The sequence below is a fragment of the Mycobacterium sp. genome, assembly GCF_050701675.1.
In the GTDB taxonomy this organism is placed as follows: domain Bacteria; phylum Actinomycetota; class Actinomycetes; order Mycobacteriales; family Mycobacteriaceae; genus Mycobacterium.
In genome coordinates, this window is sequence record NZ_JBOGDD010000101.1 from 1 (window position 1) to 9714 (window position 9714).

Annotated in this window: 10 protein-coding genes; 6 read left to right on the forward strand and 4 right to left on the reverse strand. The window is 65.7% G+C overall.

The window, feature by feature from the left end; all coding sequences use genetic code 11:
- The first annotated feature begins 47 nt into the window (after positions 1 to 47).
- The 3 genes from ACRDUX_RS03200 to ACRDUX_RS03210 all read left to right on the forward strand — a co-directional run bounded on the left by ACRDUX_RS03200 (position 48) and on the right by ACRDUX_RS03210 (position 2153).
- Positions 48 to 299 (forward strand): hypothetical protein, encoded by a 252-nt coding sequence (locus ACRDUX_RS03200; protein WP_526410951.1) that lies wholly within the window; start codon positions 48 to 50, stop codon positions 297 to 299.
- A 58-nt stretch (positions 300 to 357) separates the two neighbouring features.
- Positions 358 to 1041 carry an AbiV family abortive infection protein gene (locus ACRDUX_RS03205; protein ID WP_526410953.1) on the forward strand — a complete coding sequence of 228 codons (684 nt, stop codon included), beginning with the start codon at positions 358 to 360 and terminating at the stop codon, positions 1039 to 1041.
- Between the two features lie 389 nt (positions 1042 to 1430).
- Positions 1431 to 2153: a class I SAM-dependent methyltransferase gene (locus ACRDUX_RS03210; protein ID WP_526410955.1), complete on the forward strand. Its 723-nt coding sequence runs from the start codon at positions 1431 to 1433 to the stop codon at positions 2151 to 2153.
- 328 nt (positions 2154 to 2481) lie between these two features.
- Here the strand turns inward: ACRDUX_RS03210 and ACRDUX_RS03215 are convergent, their stop codons facing one another.
- The 3 genes from ACRDUX_RS03215 to ACRDUX_RS03225 form a co-directional block, all read right to left on the reverse strand.
- The gene (locus ACRDUX_RS03215; protein WP_526410957.1) at positions 2482 to 3081 is read right to left on the reverse strand and encodes an Rv1733c family protein; all 600 of its coding nucleotides are present in this window, start codon (positions 3079 to 3081) and stop codon (positions 2482 to 2484) included.
- Positions 3082 to 3627: 546 nt separating this feature from the next.
- A complete protein-coding gene (locus ACRDUX_RS03220; RefSeq protein WP_526410959.1) occupies positions 3628 to 4362 on the reverse strand; it encodes an SDR family oxidoreductase in 735 nt (244 codons plus the stop codon).
- 16 nt (positions 4363 to 4378) lie between these two features.
- Positions 4379 to 5155, reverse strand: coding sequence for an SDR family oxidoreductase (locus tag ACRDUX_RS03225; RefSeq protein ID WP_526410961.1), 777 nt, complete (start codon positions 5153 to 5155; stop codon positions 4379 to 4381).
- 155 nt (positions 5156 to 5310) lie between these two features.
- Here ACRDUX_RS03225 and ACRDUX_RS03230 point away from each other — a divergent pair, with 155 nt between their 5' ends.
- From ACRDUX_RS03230 to ACRDUX_RS03240, 3 genes are all read left to right on the forward strand, one after another.
- Positions 5311 to 6186 (forward strand): helix-turn-helix domain-containing protein, encoded by an 876-nt coding sequence (locus tag ACRDUX_RS03230; RefSeq protein ID WP_526410963.1) that lies wholly within the window; start codon positions 5311 to 5313, stop codon positions 6184 to 6186.
- Positions 6187 to 6504: 318 nt separating this feature from the next.
- Positions 6505 to 8214, forward strand: coding sequence for an HAD-IIB family hydrolase (locus tag ACRDUX_RS03235; protein ID WP_526410965.1), 1710 nt, complete (start codon positions 6505 to 6507; stop codon positions 8212 to 8214).
- 153 nt (positions 8215 to 8367) lie between these two features.
- Positions 8368 to 9180: a universal stress protein gene (locus ACRDUX_RS03240; protein ID WP_526410967.1), complete on the forward strand. Its 813-nt coding sequence runs from the start codon at positions 8368 to 8370 to the stop codon at positions 9178 to 9180.
- 95 nt (positions 9181 to 9275) lie between these two features.
- On the opposite strand, the gene ACRDUX_RS03245 is transcribed toward ACRDUX_RS03240, so the two are convergent.
- Positions 9276 to 9431, reverse strand: a complete 156-nt coding sequence (locus ACRDUX_RS03245) for a hypothetical protein (protein ID WP_526410969.1) — start codon at positions 9429 to 9431, stop codon at positions 9276 to 9278.
- Positions 9432 to 9714 lie beyond the last annotated feature (283 nt).

Here is a 9714-nt window from a genome sequence, read left to right on the forward strand (position 1 = left end):
CCCCCTGATCGACGTAGCTCTGAATCACCGCGCCGAACGTCGTCAGCGTGGACCGGACGGTCTGGATCATGGTTGGCAAGCCGACCAGCGCCGCCTTAAGAGTCGCCGGGCAGTGGCCGACGCCGGAGGCCCAAGTCGAACGGTTGATCGTCGCGTTCCAAGCGGCCGCCGACGACGAGTCGCGCTCCGAGGAGGAACGGAGCCGTGCCAAGCAGGTCGGGCTCTGGCTGGCCGGTGCGCTGTCGCAGGTCGCAATCGGGGCGCTGGGCGGGGCTGGCGGCAACATGCTCACCGGCTGACGCACAGGCCGTGCGGGTGTCGTGCGAACGTGTCGGCCACATGCCCGATCATGGGCGCATGACCTTGAGGCTGACCGCCCAGAACTCCCGCGCCTACTGGCGGGCACTGATGGCCAATGTGGTGGCGCTGATAGACGACGCGCACGTGCTGCTGAACAACGACTCGCCCGGACGTGCCCGGTCGCTGCTGATCCTCGCTCAGGAGGAACTCGCCCGCGCCACCGTTCTCTACGACACCGCCGTGCACGCGTGGGAGGGCAACGCCGCGAGCGTCGAGCTACCGCCGCAGCTCGATCCTGCCCGGCCGGGCCGAACCAAACCCCACCTCACGGTGTCCAAGAACCACCACGAAAAGATTGCCGAGGCCGAGGCGTACGGACATGACCTCAAGCCGTTCTGGGGCGACTACAGTGACTGGGCCGAACCAGCGCTAGGCCCGGTCAGCCGTGACCCCGCCGACGTGGACCAGGAGAAGCAGGCGGGGTTCTACGTTGCCGCCGCACCGTCGACTGGAGGCCGGTTCGGGTCACCCTTGGACGTCGATGGCGAACCCGTCGCGGTAGAGCTGGTGCGCGTCGCCGGAGTCGCGGAGATGGCCCTGATCTCCGACCACACCCGAATGCAGGCGCTGGGCACGGCGGGCAGCGCCGACAGCGTGCAAGACCTGCACTGGTTGGTTCTGCCGTACGCACACCCTGACCTGTGGGCCGACTTCGCAGGCGGGGCCGAGCAAGGCGAGTAATTGTGCGCCGCGTGGCTCGAATGCGTGTTCGCCAGGTTGCCGCCAAGTTGCCAAGACGCGCACATACGGCGATGCACAGCGGACTACGCAGTTGACACCGTCGGTGCACCTACCTGCACGTATGTGACGCACTCGAACACAGGTGCACTTTCTCCGGTCCCTTTACACACCAGCGGTCGTGGGTTCGATCCCCTCCGCGCCCACCAAGGTCTTTCAAGGTCAAAGCCTTGACCGAGTTTACCGATGACCCCGGCGAAACCCCCGTTCGTGCTAGCTGGTGATGCCTCCAAGGTGATGAGGGGTGTCTGTTCACGCCGATGCCGCCGATGCCGCCGGTGCAGCACGTCGCCTCGAGCCACGGTGCGGCCTTGATTTGCCAGAATGGCGTCGTGAGTGACGCCGTTGGATCGCATCCGCAATATGACGTGTTCGCCGACGAGTTCCTCGATCACGCGCGCAACAATCTGTTCAACGCTCACTACGATCGGCCAGCTTGTCTTTCGCTGTTGGGGGATGTCGCGGGGTTGACGGTGCTGGACGCGGCCTGTGGTCCTGGGCTGTACGCCGAGGAGCTGACCGCACGCGGCGCCGCGGTGATTGGCTTTGACCAGAGTCCACGCATGGCTGAGCTGTCCGCACAAAGAGTTCCCTCAGGACGGTTCTGCGTTCACGACCTCGCCGATCCTCTCGACTGGCTGCCCGATTATTCCGTAGACCTGGTGTTGTTCGCACTGGCATTGGAGTACGTCGACGACAGGATCCGCGCGCTGGCGGAGCTTCGGCGGGTGCTCCGTCCCGGAGGCGCGCTTGTTCTCTCGAGACAGCATCCCGCCGGTGACTGGCTCCGTCATGGCGGAAGTTACTTCGACGTGCGTGTGATCGAGGAAGTCTGGAGTCGTGGCTGGCGGGTTCGGTATTGGCTAGCTCCACTCGAACAGACCTGCGAGGAACTGTTCGAAGCCGGCTTCCTGATCGAGCGGCTCCAGGAACCGCGACCGACTGCCGAGGCGGCCGAAATCAACTCCGACGACTACGAGCGGCTGACACGCGAACCGACCGGATTCCTCGCCATCAGAGCGGTGCCCGATCCGCGACGCCACGCAGGCCAATAAACGCTCCACGGGCAGGGCGGCCGGCGGCTGCCTGTGAGTGCGCCGCGAGATCTGCACCGTGTTCGATGTCAGTTCGACGTCGGAGCGCGCGTGAACTGTGAGTGAGTTCGCAGAGGGCTGCGTCTTGGGCGAGTAGCTCAGCTTCGAGTTCACGGATCCGGCGGTGGGCCTTGATGAGTTGGTCGTTCAGTGCGACGAAAGTGGGAGACGTAGGAGACATGGGCCTTCCTCTCAACCGATTGTGGGCGTTCTCGCCCGGTTCGGTGCTGATCATTTTGAGGTGATGTCCCAATCGTTTGAAGGGATGGTCACCGGTCTGGTCGACCTTTCAGGGCTTGTTCGTCGGGCGCCCGTCGCCCTGGCCGACCAGACTGTCGAGGTCCTGTTGCCATCCGGTGGAGCGGACACGGTTACAAGCTGCCCGGGTGAGGGCGAACAGGGACGTCGCCGCGGCAGCGAAGCCCACCCAGATCACGAGTGCGACCGTCACCGCCTCCATTGCGGCGCGGGTGGTCGGGGTTGGTGCCGGGACCTGCGCCCCGTTGTCGTCGACCCAAATCTCAACGGGGTCGCCAGCTTCAACGGTCGATGGTGCCTTGACCGCGCCGGTGTGCTCAGTGCCGGCGGCCGACCATCGGGCCTGCACCATGATTACCGTGGTGCCCAAGACTTGTTGGGAGGCAGGGACGTCGGTGACCGTCGCGGTCACGGTGTCGCGGGTAGGGGCCAGCTCGGCGTAGGTATCGCGGCGGGAGTCATAAACCTCGGTACCGATCGCCGCGGCGATCGGCGCGGCAAGGAGCGTTACCACGACAGTCAGCACCGAGACCAGTGCCTCGACCCGATCGGTGGTGCGGACCAGTGGATCGCGGCCCAACAGGCGCAGCAGACTGGGCCACCGGGGCAGGCGCACGGTATAGGTGTCCATGTCGGCTTCGTTAGCCCGCGAGTGCGCAGTCCCGGGTTGATTGGGTGGACCGTGGTGTGTCATCGAAATCCCCTCTCGACGAGTCGGTTTCGGGATCTGGCGGCGGAAGGTACAGGGCGGTCGGCCGCCGCGATTCGCCCGGCAGTGCTCCGATCAGCCGCGGTGACATCGATCCGCTCGGTGCCGACCATCACCCACCTCCGCAGCTCGATCATCGGTTGTCTCCATGATGGTGTGGATCACCGCCGCGGCGTTTGCCAAAGACAGACAACGACGTCGCCGCACTTTGTCGCATTCCGACAGAGCGCTTTGTCAGTCGTTGTCGATAGCCGCAAGTTCGATCGTCATGGCCAGCCGTTTTCTTGGCCCCGTCGGGGCAGAAGACGATCCTCTTCGTCCGTGGCTTGAGGCAGCACGGCGGTTCGCTGGAATCCGGTCAGGGTTGTCCGACTCGAGGGGTGTTGCTCTCGGGTGTCCGCCAGGTCGAGAGAGGTGTGGCTACGGAGACCTATCAGCACTCTTGGATGTCGGTTCGGCTGTGCCTGACTAGTGTGTGCTGGCGGCCGGCCGCACGATGATCTCGTTGACGTCCACCTCGGGGGGCTGCGCGATGGCGAAGGCGATGGCGTCGGCGATCGCCGAGGCGGGAATGGCAAGGGCCCGATATTGGCGCATGGCGTCGCGGGCCTGTGCATCTGAGATCGAGTCGGCGAGTTCTGATTCGGTGACTCCCGGGGAGATGACGCTGACCCTGATGCCGCCGGATTGTTCTTTGCGCAGCCCCGCCGAAATGGCCCAGACCGCAAACTTCGTGGCGCAGTACACGGCCGCGGTGGGTTCCACCTCGTGGGCGCCGATGGAGGCCACATTGACGATGTGTCCGCTTCCTTGACTCCGCATCACGGGAAGGGCGGCGCTGATGCCGTGGAGCGCACCGCGGATGTTCACGTCGATCATCCGGTTCCATTCGTCGACCTTGTCTTCCGCAAGGGCCGACAGCGGCATGACGCCGGCGTTGTTGATCATGACGTCCAATCCGCCGTAGGTGTTGGTGGCGTCGGCGACGAATTGTTGGACGTTAGCCGCATCGGTGACGTCCAGACGGCGAAACGACGCGGTCCCGCCGTCGGCCTCGATTCGCCCGACCAAGGCTTCGAGCCGTTCGGTGCGTCGGGCGCCGAGGAGGAGCCGGTGACCGTCGCCGGCGAGGCGCAGCGCGGCGGCTTCGCCGATCCCACTGCTTGCGCCCACGATCAGGACTGTCTTCGGTTTGGTGTTCATGGGGGTGTTCCTTTCGCTAGACGGCTTGTTGGGTGGGCAGGATGGTGATTTCGGTGAGGTTGACGTGGCGGGGCACCGAGGCGATGAATGCGACGGTTTCGGCGACGTCGGCCGCGGTGAGCACGTCGATGTCGTTGATGAGGTCTGCCATCAACCGGGTGGCGTCGGGGTCGGTGACGTGATCCGGCAGTTCGGTGTCCACCATCCCCGGCTCGATCGTCGAGACCCGCACCATCTTTCGGCCGAGTTCGACACGCAGCAGCCTCGTCAACTGGCTGATGTAGGCCTTGGTCCCGGAATACACGGAGAACTTCTCCAGTACCCGGGTGGCCGCGATCGAGGAGGTGGTGATGAGGTCGGCAGGTTTGCCGTCCGCGGCGGAACCGATGAGCTGCGGGACGAACGCACCGATGACGTTCATCACGCCGGTGATGTTGAGATCGATCTGCCGCTGCCAGTCGTCGAACCTGACGTCGTCGATCGGTGAAACCAGTTGAACACCAGCGTTGTTGAAGACCAAGTCGGCCGGCCCGAGCTGATCGGCAACCTGCCGCGCGGCCGCGTTGACGGCCGACCGGTCGGTGACGTCGAGCGGTAGGGCAAGCGCGGTGCCACCGGCAGCGATGATGCGCACCGCCAGAGCGTCGAGCTTGTCGGAGCGGCGTGCCGCGACGGCGACTTTGGCGCCGAGGGCGGCCAACCGGAACGCGGTGGCCTCACCGATACCGCTGGAGGCACCCGTGACGATGGCGACGCGGCCTGCCAGCGGGGTCGTGGTGATGACTGTGGACATGTGGGTCGTTCCCTTCGAGAGCGGTTGATGTGTGCATCCGAGACAACAGCTCCGAACGGCGTTATTGCAGGGTCAAGCTGGCCCGACCTATCGGGGGACAAGATGGGCCACCTTAAGCACCGACGGCGAGGCCGCGGCACGGCAGACTGTCTGACATGAGTGAACGGAAGCCAACTGAGCTGGCCGAATTCCTCAGCGTGCGGCGTGCCCGACTCACCCCGCAGGACGCGGGACTGGAAGGGCAGGCCTCGCGTCGCCGCGTGCCGGGTCTGCGGCGCGAGGAGTTGGCGAGGCTGGCCGGGGTCAGTGTTGACTACTACACACGACTGGAGCAGGGCCGCAGCCGCAGCGCGTCTGCCGATGTGCTCGACGCGTTGGGCGCCGCGCTGCAACTCAACGACGCCGAGCTTCAACATTTGCACCTGCTGGCCAAGCCGCAACCTGCGCAACGCAAACGGCGGTCCCGGCCGCAGACGGTGGATCTGGCGACGCTGCGACTGCTGGAGGTCTTCGACCAGGTATGGTCGCCGGCGTTCGTGCTGGGCCGGCGCCTCGATGTGCTCGCGCACAACCGGTTGGCGGGCGCGCTGATCACCGAGTTCCGTGAACTGCCTGCCCCGCTGCGCAACCAGGCACGGTTTGTCTTCTTCGATCCGCACGCGCGTGAGCTCTATGCGGACTGGAACGAGGTGGCCGCTGACACCGTGGCGATGCTGCGTCTGGACGCGGGTCGCTACCCCGATGACGAGAAGCTCTCGGCACTGGTCGGCGAGTTGTCCATCCGGTCGGTCGAATTCCGGTCCTGGTGGTCCAAGCACAACGTGGAGCGCCGGACCACGGGAACCAAGGCCTACCACCATCCACTGGTCGGCGATCTCACCGTCAACTACCAGGCGCTCAACCCGTCTGGCGACCCGGATCAGGTGCTCATCGTCTACACCACCGAATCCGGGTCGGCCGACGAGACGGCGCTGCGGCTGCTGGCCAATTGGCACGAGGGTGAACGGCGCCACTCGACGATCAAAACCTGACGCCGACTCCAATTGAGGCGGAGCGGCGGAGAGTCTGTGCGGTGCCGTTGTTCATGGGACCTTCTGTAAGCGGTGAGCCGAAACGGCCAGCACCGCCAGTGCGGCAAACCGCCTCTTGTGGTGGGAACTGCAGCCCCGCCTGGATCACCGTCGGGCAGCAGCAAACATGGCCGCTGAGCGGGATTGGAAGGGGACACAGCGGTGTGCGATATCGCGGCGGTGGGGGCAAACCCGCCGCCAATCGTGTCGCACAGCCAAAGAATCCGGGTTTCGCTGGTCAGGACACCGCCGAGTGGGAGGATAGAGAAGGAGGGACAGATGCGGTATCTCGCGTTGGCGGCCGACTACGACGGCACTCTGGTGGGGTCAGGGGCGCTGAGCGCGGAGGTCGAAGAGGCGTTGGAACGGCTTCGATCGTCGGGGCGTCGGGTGGTGCTGGTAACCGGCAGGACGTTCGAGGAGCTCGAAGCCGCGTGCGCCAGCATGGCGCTTTTCGACTGCGTCGTGCTGGAGAACGGGGCCGTTCTGTACTCGCCGTCGACGCGTCAGACGACCGTGCTGTGCCCGCCCCGCTCGCCGGAGTTGGCGCGCGAGCGCGCGCGACGTGGGGTTGAACCGATCATCACGGGCCAAGCGATCGTGGCGACCAGACGGCCACACGAGATTGCGGTCCTCGAGACGATCCGCGACCTGGGCCTGGAGCTCCAGATCATCTTCAATGGCGGCGCGGTCATGGTGCTGCCCTCCGGCGTGAACAAGGGCAGCGGTCTGCAGGCGGCCCTGCGCGAGATTGGGCTCTCCACGCACGAGATCGTCGGCGTGGGCAACGCGGAGAACGACCATTCGTTCCTTGAGATCTGCGAATGCTCGGTCGCGGTGGACAACGCCGTTGCCGCCCTCAAGGCGAAGGTCGACTTCTGCACGCGCGGCTCCGACGGCAGCGGCGTGGCGGAGCTGATAGAGGAGCTGATCACCACAGACTTGTCAGGGCGCACCCCGGGAGGCACCGGAGACCTCGTCGAGCTGGCAGTGCGGCGCGACGGCACCCCGGTGACGTTCCCGCCCTACTCCTGCAACATCCTCGTCTCCGGACCGTCGGGCACAGGCAAGTCCACCTTCGCGACGGGGCTCATCGAGCGACTGATCGACCGCAGCTACCAGCTGTGCATCATCGATCCCGAGGGTGACTACAGCACGCTGGACGAGATCGTCACCGTGGGCAGTCGGGTGCGCGCGCCTCACATAGGCGAGATCTTGGAGCGACTCAGGGACCCCGAGGCCCAGGTCGTTGTGAACCTGCTCGGGATGCCTCTGCGGGAGCGCCCCGACTTCTTCTCCCAACTCTTCCCGCGGCTGCAAGCGCTGCGCGCGCGCACGGGACGCCCGCACTGGCTTCTCATCGACGAGGTTCATCACCTCTTGCCCGCTCAGTGGGGATTCGCGCCGTCCACCCTGCCGCAGCGCCTCGGCGAGACGATCCTGATCACTTATCGACCGGGTGAGGTCTCACCATCGATCCTGGCAATGATGGACACCGCTGTGGCGGTCGGCCCGTCGCCCGAGGCCACGCTCGGCGAGTTCGCGGCGGCCCTGGGAATGGCCCCACCCCGCGCGGCGGTGGCAGACACCAACCGCAATGAGGTGGTGGTGTGGCAGCGCAGCGCCGGTGGCGACCCGTTCACCGCAGCGATGGTTCCCGCCCGGTCCGAGCGCCTGCGGCATCTCCGGAAATACGCAGAGGGCAATCTCGGACCCCAAAGCTTCTTCTTCCGTGGGCCGGGCGCCCTGATGAATCTCCGGGCGCAGAACCTGTTCTCGTTCTGCGAGATCGCTGCCGGAGTGGACGACGACACCTGGCTCTTTCACCTCCGCAGAGGCGACGTTTCCGAGTGGCTGCGCAGGGTCATCAAGGATGCGGATCTCGCGCGCGAGGTCGTCGCAGTCGAGCACGCTTCTCACCTCGACTCGACCGAGAGTCGGCGCCTGGTCCGCGACGCCATCGACAGGCGCTACATGCTTCCAGCCTGAAGCGTCACTCGTCGCCAAGCGCACCCACGGATTCCTGACGTCACGACTTCGGCCACGCTGGCCGACGTCATCCCCAAGCGGGCGCTGTCGGCGGAGGCAACGCGATGCTAATATAGAGGAACATAATGCTCTAAATAGATCGGCGCGCAGGACATGGACCAGGCCACTGAACCAGCACAAACCACGATGGTCTTGACGCAGCCGCAAGGCGCAAAGTCGGTGGTTGTTGGCATCGACGGCTCCCAAGCCGCACTTGACGCCGCCAGCTGGGCGTTGGACGAGGCGGTCAGTCGTGGCGTGCCCCTTCGCCTCGTAAACGTCAGCGCCGCCGGGCACGAGCGCCGCCCGCCGGGTGAGGACCGTCCGTGGGACGTCGAACACGCCGAATCGGCTTTATACCGCGCAGAGATGACCATCGAAGACATGGGACGGCCGGTCCAAGTCGAAACCGCCATCGTGCGCGGGCGTCCCGATTGTGTGCTGATCGATGAATCCCGCCGGGCGGCGATGGTGTGCGTCGGATCAGAGGAAAAGGGACCTTGCGCGCGGCTGCCGCTAGGTTCGACCGCGGCCGCGCTGGCCCGGCATGCGCACTGCCCGGTAGCGATCGTCCGGTCCGGCGGCGCGCCACAGCCAGACAGCGGTTGGATCGCTGTTGTGCAAAACGACGAGCCTGACAATGACGCGGTCGTGCACCGCGCGATGGAGGAGGGGCGGCTTCGCAGGGCGCCGGTCCTCCTGATCGATAGGCGAGTCGATAGCTGGGTGCGACGCTATCCAGACGTTCAGGTGCAAACCGTTGCCGCACGCCAGGGAGGGACGCGACGCGACGAGATCCATAGTGACTCAATCCGATTAGCGGTAGTTGGTAGTGCAGACGCCGAACACGTCGCCCGACTCGTCTGGCCGGACTACCATCCGGTCCTCGGCGACGCCAACCGCTCACTGCTGTTGGTCCGACATTGATCGAGACATCGCCGGAAGCCGTGACCACTCGAGCAACCCGCCGCGGCAGGGAGTCTTCGGCGGTTCAGCATCGAGCCACCGAGGGCGCTTGAAGGCTAGGTCTCGTCGGCGATCTGGTGCCGATCCTGGTGCCGGCCCGGTGCTTCCGGGTCGTCATTGCGGTGGTCGAGCTGCTCCTGCAGTTCGCGCTGCTCCTCGGTCGCCTTCGTGGCGTCCTTCGGCGTGGATGGCGGGATGTTCTGCTGTTCCATGTCTCGACCTTCCGAGCGTTGTGAGCGTGCGCCTTCTGGAGATCACCTACCCATTCCTGGGCGCGCTAGACAGGCGCAACGACGGACGAGTGCCGCTCGTGAGACGCTGCCGTGGTGTCTGCATCGAGGTTCCGCGCCCGTGCGGTCGGCCTCGCACTGGGATGCCTGGCCGACGCGCTGCTGGCCGATCCGCACCGTGGGCATCCCGTCGCGGCGTTCGGCACCGCCGCCACGGCATTGGAACGACTCACCTACGCGAACAGCCGCACCGCCGGTGTGGCAC

Excerpts from the sequence above, each read along its gene's own strand:
- ACRDUX_RS03225 (WP_526410961.1), bottom strand. The coding sequence starts at position 5,155 with ATGTCCACAGTCATCACCACGACCCCGCTGGCAGGCCGCGTCGCCATC.
- ACRDUX_RS03230 (WP_526410963.1), top strand. The coding sequence starts at position 5,311 with ATGAGTGAACGGAAGCCAACTGAGCTGGCCGAATTCCTCAGCGTGCGG.
- ACRDUX_RS03215 (WP_526410957.1), bottom strand. The coding sequence starts at position 3,081 with ATGGACACCTATACCGTGCGCCTGCCCCGGTGGCCCAGTCTGCTGCGC.
- ACRDUX_RS03205 (WP_526410953.1), top strand. The coding sequence starts at position 358 with ATGACCTTGAGGCTGACCGCCCAGAACTCCCGCGCCTACTGGCGGGCA.
- ACRDUX_RS03235 (WP_526410965.1), top strand. The coding sequence starts at position 6,505 with ATGCGGTATCTCGCGTTGGCGGCCGACTACGACGGCACTCTGGTGGGG.
- ACRDUX_RS03220 (WP_526410959.1), bottom strand. The coding sequence starts at position 4,362 with ATGAACACCAAACCGAAGACAGTCCTGATCGTGGGCGCAAGCAGTGGG.
- ACRDUX_RS03245 (WP_526410969.1), bottom strand. The coding sequence starts at position 9,431 with ATGGAACAGCAGAACATCCCGCCATCCACGCCGAAGGACGCCACGAAG.
- ACRDUX_RS03240 (WP_526410967.1), top strand. The coding sequence starts at position 8,368 with ATGGACCAGGCCACTGAACCAGCACAAACCACGATGGTCTTGACGCAG.